The sequence below is a fragment of the Paenibacillus pinistramenti genome, from assembly GCF_005869875.1.
In the GTDB taxonomy this organism is placed as follows: domain Bacteria; phylum Bacillota; class Bacilli; order Paenibacillales; family Paenibacillaceae; genus Fontibacillus; species Fontibacillus pinistramenti.
Genome location: NZ_VAWG01000004.1, coordinates 38,400 through 57,297, shown reverse-complemented (window position 1 = coordinate 57,297; position 18,898 = coordinate 38,400). Strand labels below are relative to the sequence as shown.

Genomic DNA, 18,898 nt, shown 5'->3' with positions numbered 1-18,898 from the left:
GGCTAATGTAAGAGCTTTCACCTTCAAAAAAAAGACAAAACCATCCGCATCCAGCAGATGGCTTTGCCGTATCCCGTTCAATGGATTAGTCCAAATAATTAAGCGGGTTCTGCAGCTCCCCGTTCTTATGAATCTCAAAATGCAGGTGGGTGCCGGTCGAATGGCCTGTGCTGCCCATAATCCCGATCTTGTCACCCTGGCTTACCTGCTCCCCGACGCTGACACTGATCTTGCTCAAGTGTCCGTACAGGGTCTCGTAGCCGTTCGCATGCTTGATCACAATGCAGTTGCCATAACCCGTCTTCACGCCGGCAAAAGTAACCTCTCCGGCAGCAGCCGCATGAATCGTGTAGCTTGAGGACACCATGTCGATGCCTTTATGCAAATCCCCCCAGCGCGTTCCGTACTCGCTGGTAATCGTTGGTGAAGAAACCGGCCAAGCAAACATATAGGATGACGATGAGGACGAGGAAGATGAAGAGGTTGACGAAGAAGAGGAAGTCTTCTTGGCCACCGCCTGTACGATCTTCTTGGTTCCTTTCACAATGATCTTCGGCGAAGATTTCTTGGTCACGGTCTGGCCGATATACTGCTTGCTGACGACCTCACCGTTCTCCTTCACCACCTGGTAATTCATGATTTTGCTGCCATGTGCGCCGGGAGAAGCGATGACGGTTTTGCCTTCGGCCAGCTCGGAATTGGTGCGGGTGATAACCGTTGGCTCGATTACAACCGTTTCATAAGCCTTCTCAACCGACTGTACGGTGAGCGTGTGCTCCGCCTTTGTCACCTTGAGCTTCTCGCCAATCTGCATCTTCAGCTCGGACAGGCCCGGATTCAGCTTAAAAATCTCCGACTGCGTCGTGCCCATCGCCTTGGCAATCGCCGAGATCGTATCTCCCTCTTTGACCACATAGGTCACGGATTCCTGTTTATCCTTAAGTAGCAGCTGGGCTGCCTCTTCTACCGACATAGCCTTGTCCGCAGTGCCGGAATAAGATTCCTCAGCCACCGACTCGACAAAGGTAACCGACTTCACCTGCTGGTTAGAGGAAGCCGAGGTCGATGCAGCTGTCGATTTGTCTGCAGTCGATTGGGCAGCGGACGAGGCTGCTGTCTTTGTCGTGCCCAAAGGCGTCGGCACAGCTGTGCTGCTGCCGCTGGCTGACAATTTCTTAAGTTCAATGGAGCCATCTGTTAACGGCACACTGGCCGGGACGTATTTGTTCTTGACCTGGTTCAGAACCTCTTGGGCGGATTCCTCATCTTTGACTACGGCTACCGTTTCACCGTCGACCTTAATAGCTACACCCTCTGCGTGGTAAGGCAGCAGCTTCTCAAGCTTGTCCAGTGTCTGCTGGCTGTCTACGCTGGCTTTGTACTCTTTTTCCAGCGAGGTTGTCACCTCATCGGTTTGGAGGACAATGTTAGCATCCGGGTACTGCTTCTCCAGTTCGGATTGCCTCGCCTGATAGGCGTCTTCCAGCTGGGACGTATTTTTGATAGAGCCTACTTCCTGGCCCTTGTAATAAACGTGATAATAGGGAACTTTGTTCGCTTCAACATATTGATGTCCGGCAAGGAAAATGCCGCCCGTCAGCAGGAGGGTTCCTGCACTGAGAATAAACTTTCTGGATTTATAAAAATGTTTAAATGACGGCCTGACAGAATTCCTCTCAACCTGCTCTTCATTATTCAGATCGCTCATCTTGCTCTCCTTCATTCTTAAACTACCGCCGAAAGGGCTGTACACGCCCAGGATTCGACAAAAAATAGTTTCAAAATTTTAACCTTTTTTACCCAAGACTAACTTTACCATAGGCTTGGCAAAGATTTCAACTTTACTGAAGAATGCAAAAAAACCCGCGCCGGGCGCAGGTTTGAATGGGGTACCTCCTATTTTAAAATTTCCATTATTTTGGAATAATCGTCCTTGTCCAAATATTTAGACATAATCTGCTGAATCTCCATCAGCTCGCTCTCCGTCAAGCCGCCTTCCATATCGGTTGTAATCTTCTGCATCTCATCTCCCGGCAGCTTGTTCATCAGCATGTTAAAGACTTCCTCCTTCTCGTCATCCGGAATGTCGTCTTTCTTCGCTGTCAGCTGGTCGGGCGTGACGACCGGGGCCTCACTTCCGCTTTGAAGGCCGGTGCTGCCGCTGCTATCGCCGCTGCTGATGCTGTCCCCCATAACCGGCAGGGCATTGTCCGGCGCTGTACTGGCCTGGCCGCCTTCCTCTGCGCTGTCTCCACTGTCTCCGCTGCTGCTGGCCTGGCTGGAGCCCTGCGTCTCTGTGTCCCCTTCCGGATCGCCTGTTTGGGAGGTTTGGCTTGCTTCGCCATCTCCGGCTGCGTCACTGCTCACGGAGTCACTTCCGCTGACCGTGCCGAGCGCCGTCTCGCTTTCGCTCTCGGCGTCTGACCCATCTGACGCGTTTGATTCATCTGACGCATTTGATTCATCTGAAGCGTTTGAGACCGGGGAGTCCGACGGCCCGCTCCAGCCGAGCTTCAATACGCTGCTTAAGCCCGTGGGCTGACCCTCCCATTTGATGTTCATGCTGCTGAGAAGCGACTGGACATAAGCGTTCACGACAAGCCCGGTCGTAAGCACGGACAAGCCGCAGACAAGAAGGGTTGCCGACAACCCGATCATAATCCGATAAACCCATTTCATATTGATTATCCTCCTTGGGGCGCAGACTGCGTAAAACTCACCCATAATCTGAATTAGAGCCTGAGCCAGTGCCTGCCGGATGCCAAATGGCTGGGGCCTGGTGGTAACCAGTATGCCCGCCGAGGAGGGGTTTTCTACCTTCCCTATGAAAAAATACAGCAAAAAAACCTTTCCCGGTGCTCCCTAAAGCTCCCGGAAAAGGTTTGATTGCCTGTCTATTTGATTAAGATCCCGTCTACTTTCCTTCCAGCTTGTCCGTTTCTCTTCCTGCCCAGTTTCCTGCTTATTCGCCTATCTTGACGAGAATCCGCCCCCGCGTCCGGGAATTCAGAATATCGTCCAGCGCCTGCGGCAGCTGCTCCAGCGTCACCTCGCTGCTGATCAGCAGCTCCATGTCGGCGGGCTTCAGGTCCCCGGCCATCCGGTTCCACAGCTTCACCCGAATATCATACGGGCAGTATACGGAATCAATGCCAAGCAGGTTGACGCCCCGCAAAATAAACGGCAGCACCGTCGTCGGCACCGACGTCCCTCCAGTCAGGCCGCTGACCGCCACCGAGCCGCGGTAGGCGATCCGGCTGAGAATGGAGGCCAGCGTGCGTCCGCCGACAGGGTCAACCGCCGCCTGCCACAGCTGCTTGTTCAGCGGCTTGGGCTTGTCGCCCTCCTCTGTGAGCCGCGGGATGACCTCGGATGCTCCCAAAGCCTTCAAATAATCGGCTTCCGCCGTTTTGCCCGTGCTGGCCGCAACCTCGCAGCCTTTCGCCTTGAGGATGGCCACCGCAGCCGCCCCTACTCCGCCGGTCGCCCCCGTAACCAGCACCTTCCCCAGCTCCGGCTTCAGGCCGTTCTCCTCCAGCCGCTGCACCGACAAAGCCGCAGTAAAGCCGGCTGTTCCGTAGATCATCGCCTCTTTCAGGCTGAGGCCCTCCGGCAGCGGAACCACCCAGTCCGCCGGAACCCTTGCGTATTCGCTGAATCCGCCGAAATGGCTTACGCCCAGCTCATATCCGGTGACCAGCACCGGCTGTCCGGCCTTAAACCGTTCATCCGACGAAGACACCACAGTTCCGGACAAGTCGATTCCCGGAATAAACGGGTAGGATTTTACTATATTTCCGTTTGGAAGGCTTGCAAGTCCATCCTTATAATTGACGCTGGAATAAGCAGTCTTAATCAGCACCTCGCCCTCAGGCAGATCCGCCAGAGCAACCGGCTTGACCCCAAGCTTGAAGGCATCCGCGCCAGTATCCGTACCTCTATCTGTACCTGTATCTGTACCCGTATCCGTACGCTCAACTACTAAAGCTTTAAAGGTTTCCGACATCTTCATTCCCTCCTTCGATAAGCCCAGTCTATATTTTTCAACATTGGCCGGTCAACTTTCTTAGGACGCTATAAGGGCCCCCGTTCAAAAAGTTCATGAATCATTCACCGGACCGGTGTGATCTTCGTACAGGAAGAAACAAGACCGCACCTCCACCAGGCGTTCTAACCGCCCTCTTCCAGCCTTCCACCTCCGGTCAAACTTTAACCGAAGCGCCGGCCCCGTGACTGAAAACCCCTCGTGACTGGAAACCCTTTTTGGAAAGAGATATAATCTCGCCATACGATTTTTTTACTTGGAAAAAGGTGACCTTTCATGAACCCGTTCAAACGAAGAGTGCGCGTACCCTACGCCAAAATACGGAGTGCCAATACGCTCCGCAACAACACCACAAAGAACGACTGGATGTACTGGGAGAATTACCGCAGCCAGATCAGGCAGGTCATCGAGCATACTCTAAGCCGCTCCTCAAGCGGCCGCGGCCATCTCCTGCTGCTCGGCGCCGGGAACGGAAATGACGTGCCTGTGTCCTATATTGAAACGGTCTTTGAGCGGATTACCATCGTAGATATCGACGATAAAGCCCTGGACCGCTTTCTGGCTAAGGCCGCACATCCCGATAAGTTTGAGAAAGCGATCATCGACCTGACCGGAATCGGCAAAGAGGTTCATTCGCTGGGCGAATTAATGGAGAAGGCACCCTCGCTTTCCCCGTCCGTCGATCTGTCCCGTCTCCGCCCTCCCTTTGATCTGGTGATCAACCTGTGTTTTTCGTCCCAGCTGATCTCCGCCTTCTTCTACCGGGAGAATAATAAACCCCTCTACACGTCCGAATTCGGCGTCCAGCTGGACCGGCTGATCGAGCGGATCCATGTCAGTATCTTTGAAGGCCTGCATCAAAGGCTGGCGGATAACGGGATGGTGATCCACCTGACCGATGTGCTGCTGCTCCAGCAGCTTAAGAAGACCGGAACAAGCAGTCCTGCAAAAATCCTCTCGGAGCAGCTCGCCGCTTCGCACGGCGGCCGCCTCCGGGACAGCCTGGAGCTGATCCGGGAGCACCTGCCGGAATTCGCCAGGCAGGGCCTGTGCCTGCCGGGAGCGTTTGTCCACCTGCAGCCTGAAATTTTGAGCCTATTCAGCATCCGGTCAACCTTCTCCCTGCTGTGGGACTTTGTCGATGATGCTGTGGAGGACCGGGATTATTTGGTGACCGCGCATGTGATGGAGAAGCAGCGATAACGAAGGCTGGCGCCCGGCCGTTTGACTGGCCGGGCCCAGCCGCAGAAGAGCAGGCCCCGCTTGCGGGCCCTGCTCTTTAGTTCAGCCTGACAGCCGCCGCACGGCCTGCGGCTGTCAGGCTTATGGCGCGAGCTCCGCGAGCCGCGCTTCGGCCAGGCGGTCTGCCGCCTGCGCCGTGTCCGCGCCGGAGCTGCGCGCCAAGCGGTACACATCGGCCAAGGTCTGGCCGATGGTCTCGACCCGCCGCCGGATCTCCTCGGCGCCGCGGCCCTGCAGCTCCAACGCCGTGGCTATGATGCCGCCGGCGTTGATCGCGTAGTCCGGGGCATAGAGGATGCCCCGGGCCTGCAGCTCGCCGGCCGTCTCTGGCCCGGCGAGCTGGTTGTTGGCAGCGCCGGCGACGACCCGGCAGCTGAGCTGCGCCAGCACGGCGTCATTCAGGATGCCGCCGAGCGCGCATGGCGCAAACACATCGCAGTCCTGCGCATAGATGGCGCCCGGCGATACCGCCGATGCGCCGAACTCGCGGACTGCGCGCTCCGTAAGCGGCGGGTTCACGTCGCTTACGAGCAGCTCGGCTCCCGCCTTCCGCAGATACCGGCAAAGGGCGTAGCCGACTTTGCCGAGCCCCTGGACGGCGACTCTTTTTCCCGCCAGCGACCGGCTTCCCGCCGCCTCCTGCAAAGACGCTTCGATGCCTAAATACACGCCGTAGGCCGTCATTTCGGCCGTATAATTGCCGCTGCCGCCGAGCGTGCCTGTCATATCCGTTACGTGCGAGGTTTCCATAGCGATGAAGTCCATGTCCTGCACGGTGGTGCCGAGGTCTACGCCGGTGATATAACGGCCTTTCATCCGCTCCAGCACCCGGCCGAAGGAACGGAACAGGGCTTCCGATTTATCTTTGGCCGGATCGCCCCAGATGACTGCCTTCCCTCCGCCGCAGGGCAGACCGGAGATAGCCGATTTATACGTCATGCCCCGCGCCAGCTTCATGGCATCCGTCAGCGCCTCCTCCTCGGAGACATAATTCCACATCCGGCAGCCGCCAAGCGCTGGCCCGGCCTGCGTATTGTGAAGAACGATCACTGCCTTTAACCCGCTTGCCGGATCGCTTGCATACAGAATTTCCTCAAAGCCTCCGGCTTCCATCGCACCCCAAACCTGCATTCCCTGCATTCCCTTCATCCCCTTTGCCCTGTCTGGTGAAGGCCAGCCGTTTAACCATCATCTGCATTTGACATCAGTATATTCGGCAGGCGGACAATTGGTCCGCAGAGGCAGGCAGGAACACGTAAATATAACTGACAAGGGACGAACATAGCATAACAATTCAAACTCACTCTCTCGTCGGCAACTCACGTCCTTTAACTTGATTTAGTGAAGAAAATAGCTATAATTACGTTTAATAGATTAAACGAATCAACTAAAGAGGTGGAGTACATGAGCCAACAAACCGAGCATGTTCTACAGCAATTTAAAGATTGTATCCCATTATTGGAAGTGCTGACGGATGTAAACCGTCAAGCCATAATCATACTGTTGGCGCAGAATAAATCAGGACTTAATGTTAATACGATAGCAGGCCATATGAATTTGTCCAGACCGGCTGTATCTCATCATTTAAAGGTGTTGAAACAGTCTGGTTACATTAAAGCCGAGAAAAAAGGCGTAGAAAACTATTATGTATTAACGATACGTAAACCGCTTGATCAACTCAAATCCTTGATTGCTTCTGTTGAAGACGCATGCAAGGGGTCCCATGATTTACCCTAAGACCTGAAGAGAATCCTGTAGGGAGAATCTTATTATTTTTAATATGTTCATTAGTTTAAACCAATAATCTAAAAGGGAAGTGATTTGAAATGAAAGCTATGATCATTGAGAAATACGGGGAAAATGTTCCCTTAGTGATGTCCGAGCAGCCAATGCCTGCTATTGGAGAACATGATGTTCTAGTGGACATTCATGCAGCCAGCCTAAATCCAATTGATTATAAGATTAAGCAAGGGAAAATGAAATTCCTGTTGAATTACAGCTTTCCTCTAATCTTAGGAAATGATTTCTCCGGTGTTGTAGTCAAGGTTGGTGATCGGGTGAATACTTTTAAACCCGGAGATGAAGTTTACGGGAGACCCCGAAAGAACCGAATCGGAACATTAGCTGAATTTATTGCTGTTCATGAGGATGACATTTGTCTGAAACCGCAGAATCTAACTTTTGAAGAGGCAGCGTCGATCCCACTGATTGGACTTACGACTTACCAAGCTTTTGTTGATATACTAAACCTCCGGCAAGGCCAAAAAATATTGATTCACGCTGGTTCGGGAGGTGTAGGGACCTTCGCCATCCAACTGGCCAAGCTGATGGGCGCTTTTGTTGCCACAACAGCAAGCGATAAAGGCTATGAATTGGTCAAATCGCTGGGAGCCGATCTCATTATTAATTATAAACAAGAGAATTTTGAAGAAATGCTAACCGGATATGACGCTGTTTTTGATACCTTAGGCGGAGAATCCCTGGACAAATCATTCCGCATACTGAAACCAGGCGGACAAATTGTATCCATCTCCGGGATGCCAAACGGCAGATTTGGAAAAGAAGCAAAACTGGGTTGGGTGAAAACAACCATTTTGTCCATCGCGAGCCGTAAGATCAAGGCCCAGGAGAAGAAGAGCAACACGAGATATCATTTTCTATTCATGAAACCGAGCGGAGAACAATTGAGGGTTTTAAAGGAATTTATTGAAGAAGGCCTCATTAAGCCAATTATTGATAAGGTTTACGATTTCAAAGATTCCGGTCAAGCATTTAATTACTTGGAAAGCGGAAGGTCCAAAGGAAAGGTAGTCATTAAGCTAAAGTAAGACTTTATTTTCACCGGACAGCACAAAGCCGCAGCCTTTCCTGACAGAAAGACTGCGGCTTCTTCGTTAACCTTTATTCAAACTTATTATCGTTAAGCCTGGTAACTTAGATATAAATCGGCAGCACCTGGTTCGTCTGCTCGCGGTTGCGTCCGACGGAGAAGATGGCGATCGGAATGCCGGTCAGCTCGGATACGCGTTCTACATAGCGGCGGGTATTTTCCGGCAGCTCCTCAAGCGTTTTGACACCTGTAATATCCTCGGACCATCCTGGCAGCTCTTCATAGACGGCTTCGCATTCAGCAAGCATTTTGAGGCTTGCCGGATAATGCGTAATAACCTCGCCGCGGTATTTATAGCCTGTGCAGATTTTAACCGTCTCAAGGCCGGTCAGTACATCCAGCGAGTTCAGGGACAAGCCGGTCAGACCGCTTACGCGGCGGGCATGGCGGACCACGACACTGTCGAACCAGCCTACGCGGCGCGCACGTCCGGTTACTGTACCATATTCATGGCCGGTTTCGCGGATTTGATCGCCCACTTCGTCAAACAGCTCGGTAGGGAACGGGCCGTCGCCGACACGGGTCGTATAAGCCTTGGCAACGCCAATAACCTGCTGGATCTTGGACGGGCCGACGCCGGAACCGATGCAGACGCCGCCTGCCGAAGGGTTGGAGGACGTTACAAACGGATAGGTGCCCTGGTCAATGTCGAGCATAACGCCCTGCGCACCCTCAAACAGCACCTTGCGGTTCTCGTCGATCGCATCGTTCAGCACAACCGAAGTGTCCGTTACATAGGAACGGATCTGCTCGGCGTACTCCAGATATTTCTGCAGCGTCTCCTCGACATCAAGCGGCTCACCGCCGTAGACCTGCTGAATGATATGGTTCTTCTCGGCCATCAGATGGCGCAGCTTCTGCTCAAATTCCTCTGCGTCCATCAAATCGGCAATCCGGATGCCGCTGCGCGCCGCTTTGTCCATGTAGGCCGGACCGATCCCTTTGCGGGTTGTGCCGATCTTGTTCGGTCCCTTGCGGTCTTCCTCCAGCGCATCCAGTACCATATGGTAGGGCATGATCACATGCGCCCGGTCGCTGATTTTCAAATTATTCGTTGTAAAACCGTTCTCATGAATATAAGCAATCTCCTGCAGCAGCGCCTCAGGGTTGATCACCATGCCGTTGCCGATTACACAAAGTTTATCTTCATAAAAGACACCCGACGGAATAAGGCTCAGCTTATACTTCTTGCCGTCAATCAGTATTGTGTGGCCGGCATTGTTACCGCCTTGGTAGCGAGCCACCACATCTGCGCTCTCCGCCAGATAATCCGTAATTTTGCCCTTGCCTTCGTCTCCCCACTGCGTTCCCACAACAACTACTGTCGACATGTACATACCTCCGCGGATGCTTCATCGCATCTAATTTTTCAACCCGTAAGAATAACATATAAATCCATGACAAGACAAAAGAATCCTGAAGCAGCCCTCTGCCCCGGTATTCTCCTGAACCAAATGGAACAACCTATATAGGAAACTGCTACCCTTGGGCAGCAACTTCAGTTTACCAGCCCCTCCAGGCAAAGTCAATTAAAAAGCGAACATTCTACCGTCGGTAACTCTTATTGTTCGGAAAAAAGCCGGTTGCTTTGCTGAGTTTCAGCAGCATATAACACTCCTTTAGGGTAAAAAAAACGGGCCTGACGACCCGCGTCAGCCCGCAAACGCATCTGCATGCGCCCGTTCATAATTGGCGAATTTATTATAATTCTTCAGGAACACCAGCTCCACCGTCCCGACCGGGCCGTTACGCTGCTTAGCAATGATGATCTCGATGATATTCTTCTTCTCGGTCTCCTGATTGTAATAATCATCCCGGTACAGGAACGCGACGATGTCGGCATCCTGCTCGATAGAACCCGATTCCCGAAGGTCGGACATCATCGGACGCTTGTCCTGACGCTGCTCGACGCCCCGGCTGAGCTGGGACAGGGCGATAACCGGCACTTCCAGCTCCCGCGCAATCTGCTTCAGCGTACGGGAGATCTCGGAGACTTCCTGCTGGCGGTTCTCGCCCGCTTTGCCGCGGCCGTGAATGAGCTGCAGGTAGTCGATGACGATCATGCCGAGGCCGCGTTCCTTCTTCAGCCGTCGGCATTTGGCCCGGATATCGGCCACCGTAACGCCCGGCGTATCGTCAATGTAGATTTCCGCTTCAGAGAGAGCGGCAATCCCCATCGTCAGCTTCGCCCAGTCATCATCGCCTTTGACATCGCCTGTACGCATAACGTTCGCGTCCAGGTTGGCTTCGGCGCAGATCATCCGCTGGACGAGCTGGGCGGCGCTCATCTCCAGACTGAAGATGGCAACCGTCTCTTTACCCCGTACTGCCGCGTTCTGCGCGATATTCAGGGCGAAAGCCGTTTTACCAACGGATGGACGGGCCGCCACAATAATCAGGTCATTGCGCTGGAAGCCGGAGGTCATCCGGTCCAGGTCGACGAATCCGGAGGAAACTCCCGTGGTGTTCCCTCGGTTCTGATGGAGCGTTTCTACCTTCTCGAACACTTCCATCAGGACATCGCGGATGGCAATAAATCCGCTGCCGGAGCGGCGGTTGGAAATCTCCAGGATGCGGCGTTCGGCATCGCTCAGCAGATCGCCGACATCCTCCCCGCCCGTATAACCGTCGCTGACGATCTGCGTAGCGGTGCGGATCAAACGGCGCATCATCGACTTCTCTTCGATGATGCGTGCATAATAGTCAACGTTAGCAGCCGTAGGCACGGCATGCGCCAGCTTGGCCAAGTAGCTGACCCCGCCGATATTCTCCAGCTGACCTTTGTCTTGAAGGCGGGCTGTAAGTGTCACAAGGTCAATCGGCTTGCCCTCTTCGCCCAGCTCCACCATCGTTTCATAAATCAGCTGATGGCCTGTATTGTAAAAATCCTCATCCCGAACGCGTTCCATGGCCGTGATGAGGGCTTCGGATTGGAGCAGGATGGCGCCAAGCACCGCCTGCTCTGCTTCCAGATTTTGCGGCGGGATCCGGTCAATTAACAGATCTCCGCCCATTTTACTCCTCCACGACGTGTACCTTCATCGCCGATTTCACATCTGGATGAAGCTTCACCGGAACCTGAGTGACACCGAGCGTACGGATCGGGTCATGCATTTCGATTTTGCGTTTATCAATCTTAATGCCATGCTCCTTCTCCAGTGCCTCGGCTACCTGCTTGCTCGTAATTGCGCCGAACAGACGGCCGCCTTCCCCTGCTTTGGCTTTGAGGTTAACGGTTGTTTCCTCAAGCTTCTTGCCAAGGGCAATGGCTTCTTCCTTCTCCTGGGCTTTGCGTTTCTGCTCGGACTGGCTCTGCATTTCCTGGCTCTTCACATTGCCGTCTGTCGCCGGCTTCACGATTCCGCGCGGAAGCAGGAAATTTTGCGCATAACCTTCGGATACCTCTTTAATTTCCCCTTTTTTGCCTTGGCCTTTCATATCTTTCAGAAAAATAACCTTCATTCGAATAACCCCTCTTCCTTCTCTATAGATTCAAGTACAGCCAGCAGCTTCTCTTCCGCTTCCGCCTGAGTCCCCTCAAGCTGAGCCGCTGCGTTGGTCAGGTGACCGCCGCCGCCCAGCCGCTCCATTACAACCTGAACATTCATTCCGCCGAGCGAGCGGGCGCTGATGCCGATCAGCCCGTCCGTCCGTTCGCTGATGACAAAGGAGGCCAGGACGTTGGTCATGTTGAGCAGCGTATCTGCCACCTGGGCGATGAGGAGCTGCGGAAGCTTGCGGTTCGGCTCTGTAACTGCTAGTGCTATATGGTTGTATATCATACGTGCATGTTTAATAATTTCGGCTTTCTCGATGTATTCCTGCAGATCTTCTTTCAAAATTCTCTGCACCATTACGGTGTCCGCTCCGCTTCGGCGGAGGAAGCCTGCCGCTTCGAAGGTACGTGATCCAGTATGAAGCGCAAAATGCTTCGTGTCTACGGTAATGCCTGCCAGCAGCGCCGTAGCCTCCAGCTGACTGAGCTGAACCTTCTCGTGGATATACTGCAGCAGCTCGGTCACCAGCTCACAGGCGGAAGAGGCGTAAGGCTCCAGGTACACCAGAACAGCGTCATTGATAAATTCCTCGCCGCGGCGGTGGTGATCCACGACCACCACGCGTCTCGCCCGCTCCACAATTCTCGGCTCAATCGTCATCGAGCCTTTATGGGTATCGACAACGATAAGCAGGGTATGCTCGGTCATCATTTCCATCGCCAGCTCCGGCGTAATGAACCGGCGGGCCAGCGGCTCATCCTGATTGATCCGCTCCATCAGCCGGTCAATGCCCGGGTTGCTGCCTTCAAGGACGATATGGGCCTCCACTTTATAAAGATCGGCGGCTTTCATCACGCCGATCGAGGCGCCGATGACGTCCATATCCGGCATCCTGTGGCCCATAATAATGACGCGGTCGCTCTCCTGCATGAGGTCGCGCAGCGCGTGCGCGATGACGCGGGCACGCACCCGCGTCCGCTTCTCTACGGCGTTCGATTTCCCGCCGTAGAAGGACAGCCGCTGACCGGCCTTGACAGCGGCCTGGTCACCCCCGCGGCCGAGCGCCATATCCAGACTCGACTGGGCCAGTTCGCCCAGCTCGCTGATGTGCTCGGTCCCAAAGGCAAGGCCGATGCTCAGCGTCATCGGCACCTTGAGGTCCGCGGTCATTTCGCGGACCTCATCCAGGATCACAAACCGGCTCTGCTCCATCTCCTGCAGCGCCTTATAATCGAGCATCATCAGATATCGCTCGGAAGACAAGCGCCGCAGATAAACTCTGTACTGCTTCGCCCAGTCGGTCAGCATCGTCGTCATGCGCGCAATCAGCGCGGAGCGCTGCTGGTCGTCCATGCCCTGCGAGGCTTCATCCAGGTTGTCGAGCATGACAATTCCGAGCGCAAGCCTTTCGTTATCATAACGCTCCCGCAGAATAGCAAACTCCGTAATATCCTGGAAGTAAATCAGCCGCTCATCCGGCACCAGCGTCAGACGATAGAACCTGTCGTTCACGCTCACCTCAGTCATTGTGACAGGCTGGTCCGGCTCCTTGCGGCTCAGCTGGGACAGCTGGGGCAGCAGATCCTGCAGAGACTGGTTAACGACCGTATTGCGGTTAAACACGCCGGAAATAAACCGGTTGTGCCATTCCACTGTACGGTCCTCGCTGTACAGAATAATGCCAAAGGGCAGCCGGCTGACCGCCTCCCCTTCCACTCTTTTCACCCGGTAAGTCAGGTCCGTTACATAAGTAAGCAGATCATTCCGGAATTTTCTTTCCGATTTCAGCATGATGAAGGCGAGCACGAATACCAGCACCAGACCGATCAGCCCTAGAGCCCAATTGTAAACGGAAATAAAGATAACCAGCAGCAGCAGCAGCGCAAAGGCCCAAACTGATTGATAGCCGTGCCATCTCTTTTGCAATAATTTAGGCATGCCTTCTCACCCTTATCGTCCAGATCTAGAAATTTTATCTCGAAGCGGAAATAAAATATCCAATATTCCTATAATCCGCAGCGGCTGGAAGAACAGCATTACGATAATAAGCGCAACTGGAATCAGTGCATTCCATTTGCGATGATAAGCCAAATAGAAGAAGAAGCTTGCGGTTTGAACCATGAAGCAGAAGCCCAGCATCGGAATAATATTCAGCAGCACAGTGCTGAGGAACCCCGAGCCGGTGCTCGTGAACATGCTGATCAGCAGCGCCGCCAGGTAATACCATACAAGAGAGCGGGGCAGCTTCCAGGTCCGAAGCGGCTGCAGCTTGGGCACAACCTGTCCCAGGCTGGCCAGCGTTGGCCGCGCAAGCCCGTGCGCCACCCAGGCAATCACAAGCGAACAGACCGACAGCGTGAACGGAAGCAGCCTTACTGTCAGCTGGGACAGCTGCTCAATAGCGTCGGGTGACCAGCCCATAGATCCGGCAACGGTTTCACCTGACATCCCCTCAAGCGGAGCCGCCGTCATGTTAAACGTATTCTCAATAACCTCGGATAAATTAAAATCAAACAATGCCTTGCTGACCAGCAGCACGAGCAGAAATTCCACAAGGATCGCTCCGGCACCCAGGGCAATCGCCTTAAAGGCCGCTGCTCTGCGCTTGTAAGCTAACCCCATCAAGATGGACGGGATGAGGAAGAAGACCGATAACATTACGTACGCCGGCCCGGCTAACCAGGCCACAATGACCAGCACAGGAATCATGTGTACGATAAAGGAACGGAGCGGCAGCAGCGTAAAGAGCACCACTCCGGGCAGCAGCATAAAAAATGTCGTAATCACAACAAGCGGGGATTTCAATGACAGGAGCAGCAGCAAATAGACGATGCTCCAGGCGATGGATGTCCAGCGCAGTTTCAATATGTTCACCTCTTACGCATATGTTCTTCCAGCGTGGATATGTCCTGATACCAATCCTCAAGCTGGTGTCCTTCTTGCTTGTGCTTCTTCAGCTTATCTGTAATGCTTGCATCAAGTTCTGCATAAGAAATGCCTAATCTGCGGCCCAAAATATAACAGCTGACCACCAAGCTGGCCAAACTGTCCATCACCTTGAGGCTGCTTCCTTCCCACAGCGATTTAAACAAACGGGAGACGTTGTCTACGACCTCCGTTTTCAGCCACTCAATGACCTTTGCTCGTTTGGCTACATCCATTTCTTTATGCATGTTAAGAGAACGCTCCTTTTCTCAAATAGAGAACAAGCTTTATTCCCGATTATAACATAATGCCAAAGGCGGAAGAAACGGCTTCAATTCCATCCCTTTCCATTGGAGAGCCAGGCTCCAGCTCAAGAGGGCCGGGATTCTTTGGCCACGAATTTCTCGCAGTATTCAATAATTTGGCTGCGCCGCACAATTCCGATAAACCGGTTGCGGTCATCCACGACCGGAACAAAGTTCTGCACTTTGGCCAGGTTGATCAAATCCTCCATATCCGCATCAATACGGACCGGCTTGTTATTCACCCGGAGCGGCACATCTCTCAGCAAAAATTTTGAAGCGGTCTCAAAATTAACCCGCCCGTTTGAATTCTTCATATACCACAGCAAGTCCCCCTCCGTTACCGTTCCGACGTACTCGCCTTCTTTATCAATAATAGGGACCGCTGTGAACCGGTGATGCTCCATCCGCTCAAGCGTCTGCCTCAGGGTGGAATCCACCGTCATGGCCGCAACCTGGCTCTTTGGAAGTAGAAAAAATGCAATATTCATGAAACAAGTGCCTCCCTAACCTCTCACATCTTGTTCTTCTTGTGTTTTTGTGTAATCTGCCAACTTGCGTCTGAGTGAAAAATCGGCAGCCGATTCCGGACTGCCGAAGTTCATGATCAAGGTTTCTTATTTTACTATATATCTATGAGCGCTCATGAGCAAACATTCAGTCCTGCGTCTTAGCGTTCTGACTCTCCGCGTTCTGACTCTCCGCGTCCTGATTCTCCGCTTCTGGCATCAGCAGCTGATCGGCAGGCGTATCCGGATTGCTCCAGCTCTCAATCATTTGCTTGGCAAAGGCCAAATCCTCTTCATCCGCAATATCATAATAAATATCATCAATCCGCTTGCCTGTGCCCATAATCGTAAAGCTGCTGATCTGCGGCCGTTCTCCGGTGAACAGCTGCTTCGACAAGTCCACAATGAAGGATGGCGGCATATCCGTCTTGAAATTCTGCCCCATAATATCAATCAGCTGCGGAATCTTGGATACCTGGTCCAGGCTCAGCACCCGGTTCACCAGCGCATTCAGAAAGATCTGATGGCGTTTGGTCCGCTCAAAATCGCTGTCTTCCCGGTAGCGGACATAATTCAAAGCATCAACCCCGTAGTAGATAGGCTGGTTGGCTTTAATCGTAAATTTCTCATGGTCGGCCTGCTTATTCACGATATCTTCCGTAATCGGCAGTTCAATACCGTCAAGCGCATCGACCACCTCTTTAAGTCCGTTAAAGTTAATCGCTGCATAATACTGGGCCGAGTACCCAAGGAAATTCTCCACCGTATCCTTGGCCATCTTCTCCCCGCCAAAGGCGTAAGCATGATTAATCTTGTCTTTCTTGTCCTTGCCAATAATATCTACATAGGTATCGCGCGGAATGGATACAAGCAGCACTCGGGAGTCTTTAGGTCTCACCACGCTAAAAATCATAGTGTCGGAGCGCGCAGGCTCATCCTCCCTCTGATCTACACCGAGCAGCAGTGCGGTAAAGGGCTCGCTTTGCTCTACTTTCACGGGAACCGCCTCCGGCGCCGCACTTTCCAGCGGAGCATAGGACTTCGCCAGCTGCTTCTCTACACTTCCAGACAAGAACATGTCAAAGGCCGCAAGTGCCAATTGCTCACGGAAGGCATAAGCCCCCCCTCCAGCCAGAAGCAGCACCAGCAAAGTAATGACTAGCGCCCTCCGCCCCCGCCTCTTCTTCTTCCGTTGACTCCTTCTTCTCTGCATCCCTGTATCCTCCACCATATCCTAAATCTTCTAATTTATATTATTTAGTAACCGTTATCCCGCAGAATTAACCATACTTCTCTATCATTGTAACGCGTAAGAACTATAGTGAAAACTAAAAAATAAATAGACAAATATCCAATACTGCCCATAAAAAAACAAAGAGGGCGCAGCGACCCTGCCCCTCTCCATTTCTCTGTCAAAAAATAAAGCTTCCGTGCACTAAGGACCCCATTCCATAGCCACAATAATTAAGTCACTTTAATTTCATTCCCAATTTCATTCTGAATTTCATCCCGGTTAAGCATAGTGGCAGGCCACAAAGTGCTGATTGCCAGCATCGCGGTATTCCGGTTCTTTCTCCTTGCACAGGTCGGTCGCAAGCGGGCAGCGAGTATGGAACTTGCAGCCGGACGGCGGATTCGCCGGGCTCGGCAGATCCCCCTGCAGCACAATGCGCTCACGTTTCAAGGTCGGATCGGGAATTGGAATCGCTGACATCAAAGCTTTCGTGTAAGGATGCAGCGGGTTGCCGAACAGCTCTTCTTTGCGCGCCATCTCAACCATGGAGCCCAAATACATTACGCCTACACGGTCGCACAAGTGCTCAACGACACTCAAATCATGAGAGATAAACAGATAGGTCAGCTGCTTCTCGGCCTGAAGATCCGTAAGCAGATTAATAATCTGGGCTTGAATCGATACGTCAAGCGCAGATACCGGTTCGTCTGCCACGATAAATTCCGGTTCCAGAATCAGTGCACGCGCAATTCCGATCCGCTGACGCTGACCGCCCGAGAATTCGTGCGGGTAACGGTTATAATGATACGGCGCCAAGCCGCAGATTTTTAATGTCTCCATCACGCGGTCTTTCAGATCTTTGCGGTCAATGAGCCCATGGCTCAGCAGCGCTTCCCCAATCGCTTCACCGATCTTAATTCTCGGATTGAGGGAGCTGAACGGATCCTGGAAGACGATCTGCATCTTTGGACGTATCGATCTTAGTTGGGACTTAGACAATTGATGGATGTCCTGGCCTTTAAACAGCACCTTCCCGTCCGTTTTATCATTCAAACGAAGCAGGGTACGGCCGATCGTGCTCTTTCCGCAGCCGGATTCTCCAACGAGGCCAAAGGATTCCCCCTTATGAATAGTAAAAGAAACGCCGTCAACCGCTTTGACGTTGCCGACTGTCCGGGAGAATACACCGCCGGTGATCGGAAAGTACTTCTTCAGATTTTGAACTTCGACTAATGCTTCCGTCATTGTACTTTCCCCTCCTCTTCATACAGCCAGCATGCTGTTTTATGTTTGCTGTCCCCATGGATTCGAAGAGGCGGCTCTTTCGTTTTGCAAATCTCCATGCAGAATTCGCAGCGGTCATGGAAGTGGCAGTTGCTGCCGAGTTCAACCGGATTGGGCACCTGCCCCGGAATGGAGTACAAGCGCTCCTGCTTCTGGTTCAAGACCGGCTTTGCCTTCAGCAGTCCCTTAGTATAAGGGTGCTGCGGGTCTTTGAACAAGTCGATAACCGGCGCTTCCTCGATCACTTTGCCCGCATACATGACGACAACGAAATCAGCCATTTCCGCAACAACGCCCAGGTCATGCGTAATCAGCATAATCGCCGTGTTGACTTTCGTTTTGATCTCCCGCATCAAGTCGAGAATCTGAGCCTGAATCGTTACGTCAAGCGCCGTAGTCGGCTCATCGGCAATCAGCAGCTTGGGATCACAACTAAGGGCAATCGCGATCATGATCCGCTGGCGCATGCCGCCGCTAAGCTCATGCGGATAGGCGTGAAAAATATCCTCCGCACGCGGAATGCCAACGAGCGTAATCAGTTCAATCGCACGCTTCTTGGCCTCCTTGCGGTCCATATTTTTGTGCAGAATCAAAGGCTCGCAGATCTGCTCCCCGATGGTCAGCACCGGGTTTAAGGAAGACATCGGCTCCTGAAAAATCATTGCCACTTCGTTGCCGCGAAGACGGCTCATATCCCGCTTGCTCAGCTTGAGCAAATCTTTCCCCTCGAACAGGATTTCTCCGCCGGCAATCTCGCCGGGAGGCGTCTCAATCAATCTCATCAGAGACATCGCAGTTACGCTCTTGCCGCAGCCGGATTCCCCTACTACGCAGAGCGTTTCGCCTTCTCGTATACTAAAGCTTACATCATCAACCGCTTTAACGACGCCGGCCGATGTGTGGAAGTGAGTTTTTAGATTTTTAAACTCTACAAGCGTCTTGGTTTCCACCGTTTGTTTAGCCATAATCG

Annotated in this window: 17 protein-coding genes; 3 read left to right on the top strand and 14 right to left on the bottom strand. The window is 52.9% G+C overall.

What is annotated here, in order from left to right:
• Nucleotides 1-85: 85 nt before the first annotated feature.
• The 3 genes from FCN15_RS07250 to FCN15_RS07240 form a co-directional block, all read right to left on the bottom strand.
• The gene (locus FCN15_RS07250) at nucleotides 86-1,708 is read right to left on the bottom strand and encodes a M23 family metallopeptidase (RefSeq protein WP_162515305.1); all 1,623 of its coding nucleotides are present in this window, start codon (nucleotides 1,706-1,708) and stop codon (nucleotides 86-88) included.
• 188 nt (nucleotides 1,709-1,896) lie between these two features.
• The gene (locus FCN15_RS07245; RefSeq protein ID WP_138494345.1) at nucleotides 1,897-2,679 is read right to left on the bottom strand and encodes a hypothetical protein; all 783 of its coding nucleotides are present in this window, start codon (nucleotides 2,677-2,679) and stop codon (nucleotides 1,897-1,899) included.
• A 283-nt stretch (nucleotides 2,680-2,962) separates the two neighbouring features.
• Entirely contained in the window at nucleotides 2,963-4,006 is a 1,044-nt protein-coding gene (locus FCN15_RS07240; protein ID WP_138494344.1) for an acrylyl-CoA reductase family protein, read from the bottom strand.
• Nucleotides 4,007-4,321: 315 nt separating this feature from the next.
• Here FCN15_RS07240 and FCN15_RS07235 point away from each other — a divergent pair, with 315 nt between their 5' ends.
• Complete coding sequence (locus FCN15_RS07235) at nucleotides 4,322-5,248, top strand: hypothetical protein (RefSeq protein ID WP_138494343.1); 927 nt, start codon at nucleotides 4,322-4,324, stop codon at nucleotides 5,246-5,248.
• A 120-nt stretch (nucleotides 5,249-5,368) separates the two neighbouring features.
• Here the strand turns inward: FCN15_RS07235 and FCN15_RS07230 are convergent, their stop codons facing one another.
• Nucleotides 5,369-6,427 (bottom strand): Glu/Leu/Phe/Val family dehydrogenase, encoded by a 1,059-nt coding sequence (locus FCN15_RS07230; protein WP_275259478.1) that lies wholly within the window; start codon nucleotides 6,425-6,427, stop codon nucleotides 5,369-5,371.
• A gap of 264 nt (nucleotides 6,428-6,691) precedes the next feature.
• Between FCN15_RS07230 and FCN15_RS07225 the strand changes: the two genes are divergently transcribed.
• Together FCN15_RS07225 and FCN15_RS07220 are read left to right on the top strand one after the other, a co-directional pair.
• The gene (locus FCN15_RS07225) at nucleotides 6,692-7,024 is read left to right on the top strand and encodes an ArsR/SmtB family transcription factor (RefSeq protein ID WP_138494342.1); all 333 of its coding nucleotides are present in this window, start codon (nucleotides 6,692-6,694) and stop codon (nucleotides 7,022-7,024) included.
• 89 nt (nucleotides 7,025-7,113) lie between these two features.
• Nucleotides 7,114-8,115: an NADP-dependent oxidoreductase gene (locus tag FCN15_RS07220; RefSeq protein ID WP_138494341.1), complete on the top strand. Its 1,002-nt coding sequence runs from the start codon at nucleotides 7,114-7,116 to the stop codon at nucleotides 8,113-8,115.
• Nucleotides 8,116-8,221: 106 nt separating this feature from the next.
• On the opposite strand, the gene FCN15_RS07215 is transcribed toward FCN15_RS07220, so the two are convergent.
• The 10 genes from FCN15_RS07215 to FCN15_RS07170 all read right to left on the bottom strand — a co-directional run bounded on the left by FCN15_RS07215 (nucleotide 8,222) and on the right by FCN15_RS07170 (nucleotide 18,893).
• Entirely contained in the window at nucleotides 8,222-9,508 is a 1,287-nt protein-coding gene (locus tag FCN15_RS07215; RefSeq protein WP_138494340.1) for an adenylosuccinate synthase, read from the bottom strand.
• A 321-nt stretch (nucleotides 9,509-9,829) separates the two neighbouring features.
• Complete coding sequence (gene dnaB, locus FCN15_RS07210) at nucleotides 9,830-11,191, bottom strand: replicative DNA helicase (protein WP_138494339.1); 1,362 nt, start codon at nucleotides 11,189-11,191, stop codon at nucleotides 9,830-9,832.
• Nucleotide 11,192: 1 nt separating this feature from the next.
• The gene (gene rplI / locus FCN15_RS07205; RefSeq protein ID WP_138494338.1) at nucleotides 11,193-11,639 is read right to left on the bottom strand and encodes a 50S ribosomal protein L9; all 447 of its coding nucleotides are present in this window, start codon (nucleotides 11,637-11,639) and stop codon (nucleotides 11,193-11,195) included.
• Nucleotides 11,636-13,612, bottom strand: coding sequence for a DHH family phosphoesterase (locus FCN15_RS07200; protein WP_138494337.1), 1,977 nt, complete (start codon nucleotides 13,610-13,612; stop codon nucleotides 11,636-11,638). The genes rplI and FCN15_RS07200 overlap by 4 nt, the downstream gene beginning before the upstream one ends.
• Before the next feature lie 12 nt (nucleotides 13,613-13,624).
• The gene (locus FCN15_RS07195) at nucleotides 13,625-14,548 is read right to left on the bottom strand and encodes a DUF2232 domain-containing protein (protein WP_238996551.1); all 924 of its coding nucleotides are present in this window, start codon (nucleotides 14,546-14,548) and stop codon (nucleotides 13,625-13,627) included.
• Entirely contained in the window at nucleotides 14,545-14,847 is a 303-nt protein-coding gene (locus tag FCN15_RS07190; protein WP_138494335.1) for a MazG-like family protein, read from the bottom strand. Before FCN15_RS07190 ends, FCN15_RS07195 begins: the two co-directional genes overlap by 4 nt.
• Nucleotides 14,848-14,969: 122 nt before the next feature.
• Nucleotides 14,970-15,392, bottom strand: coding sequence for a CBS domain-containing protein (locus FCN15_RS07185; RefSeq protein ID WP_138494334.1), 423 nt, complete (start codon nucleotides 15,390-15,392; stop codon nucleotides 14,970-14,972).
• Between the two features lie 166 nt (nucleotides 15,393-15,558).
• Complete coding sequence (locus tag FCN15_RS07180) at nucleotides 15,559-16,623, bottom strand: LCP family protein (RefSeq protein WP_238996550.1); 1,065 nt, start codon at nucleotides 16,621-16,623, stop codon at nucleotides 15,559-15,561.
• Nucleotides 16,624-16,923: 300 nt separating this feature from the next.
• Nucleotides 16,924-17,889, bottom strand: coding sequence for an ABC transporter ATP-binding protein (locus FCN15_RS07175; protein ID WP_138494332.1), 966 nt, complete (start codon nucleotides 17,887-17,889; stop codon nucleotides 16,924-16,926).
• Complete coding sequence (locus FCN15_RS07170; protein WP_138494331.1) at nucleotides 17,886-18,893, bottom strand: ABC transporter ATP-binding protein; 1,008 nt, start codon at nucleotides 18,891-18,893, stop codon at nucleotides 17,886-17,888. Before FCN15_RS07170 ends, FCN15_RS07175 begins: the two co-directional genes overlap by 4 nt.
• Nucleotides 18,894-18,898 lie beyond the last annotated feature (5 nt).

What these genes read in the sequence shown, in the direction of transcription:
- FCN15_RS07220 (WP_138494341.1), top strand. Translation starts at nt 7,114, where the DNA reads ATGAAAGCTATGATCATTGAGAAATACGGGGAAAATGTTCCCTTAGTG.
- FCN15_RS07200 (WP_138494337.1), bottom strand. Translation starts at nt 13,612, where the DNA reads ATGCCTAAATTATTGCAAAAGAGATGGCACGGCTATCAATCAGTTTGG.
- dnaB (WP_138494339.1), bottom strand. Translation starts at nt 11,191, where the DNA reads ATGGGCGGAGATCTGTTAATTGACCGGATCCCGCCGCAAAATCTGGAA.
- FCN15_RS07175 (WP_138494332.1), bottom strand. Translation starts at nt 17,889, where the DNA reads ATGACGGAAGCATTAGTCGAAGTTCAAAATCTGAAGAAGTACTTTCCG.
- FCN15_RS07250 (WP_162515305.1), bottom strand. Translation starts at nt 1,708, where the DNA reads ATGAGCGATCTGAATAATGAAGAGCAGGTTGAGAGGAATTCTGTCAGG.
- rplI (WP_138494338.1), bottom strand. Translation starts at nt 11,639, where the DNA reads ATGAAGGTTATTTTTCTGAAAGATATGAAAGGCCAAGGCAAAAAAGGG.
- FCN15_RS07235 (WP_138494343.1), top strand. Translation starts at nt 4,322, where the DNA reads ATGAACCCGTTCAAACGAAGAGTGCGCGTACCCTACGCCAAAATACGG.
- FCN15_RS07170 (WP_138494331.1), bottom strand. Translation starts at nt 18,893, where the DNA reads ATGGCTAAACAAACGGTGGAAACCAAGACGCTTGTAGAGTTTAAAAAT.
- FCN15_RS07190 (WP_138494335.1), bottom strand. Translation starts at nt 14,847, where the DNA reads ATGCATAAAGAAATGGATGTAGCCAAACGAGCAAAGGTCATTGAGTGG.
- FCN15_RS07185 (WP_138494334.1), bottom strand. Translation starts at nt 15,392, where the DNA reads ATGAATATTGCATTTTTTCTACTTCCAAAGAGCCAGGTTGCGGCCATG.
- FCN15_RS07240 (WP_138494344.1), bottom strand. Translation starts at nt 4,006, where the DNA reads ATGTCGGAAACCTTTAAAGCTTTAGTAGTTGAGCGTACGGATACGGGT.
- FCN15_RS07225 (WP_138494342.1), top strand. Translation starts at nt 6,692, where the DNA reads ATGAGCCAACAAACCGAGCATGTTCTACAGCAATTTAAAGATTGTATC.
- FCN15_RS07215 (WP_138494340.1), bottom strand. Translation starts at nt 9,508, where the DNA reads ATGTCGACAGTAGTTGTTGTGGGAACGCAGTGGGGAGACGAAGGCAAG.
- FCN15_RS07230 (WP_275259478.1), bottom strand. Translation starts at nt 6,427, where the DNA reads ATGCAGGGAATGCAGGTTTGGGGTGCGATGGAAGCCGGAGGCTTTGAG.
- FCN15_RS07180 (WP_238996550.1), bottom strand. Translation starts at nt 16,623, where the DNA reads ATGCAGAGAAGAAGGAGTCAACGGAAGAAGAAGAGGCGGGGGCGGAGG.
- FCN15_RS07245 (WP_138494345.1), bottom strand. Translation starts at nt 2,679, where the DNA reads ATGAAATGGGTTTATCGGATTATGATCGGGTTGTCGGCAACCCTTCTT.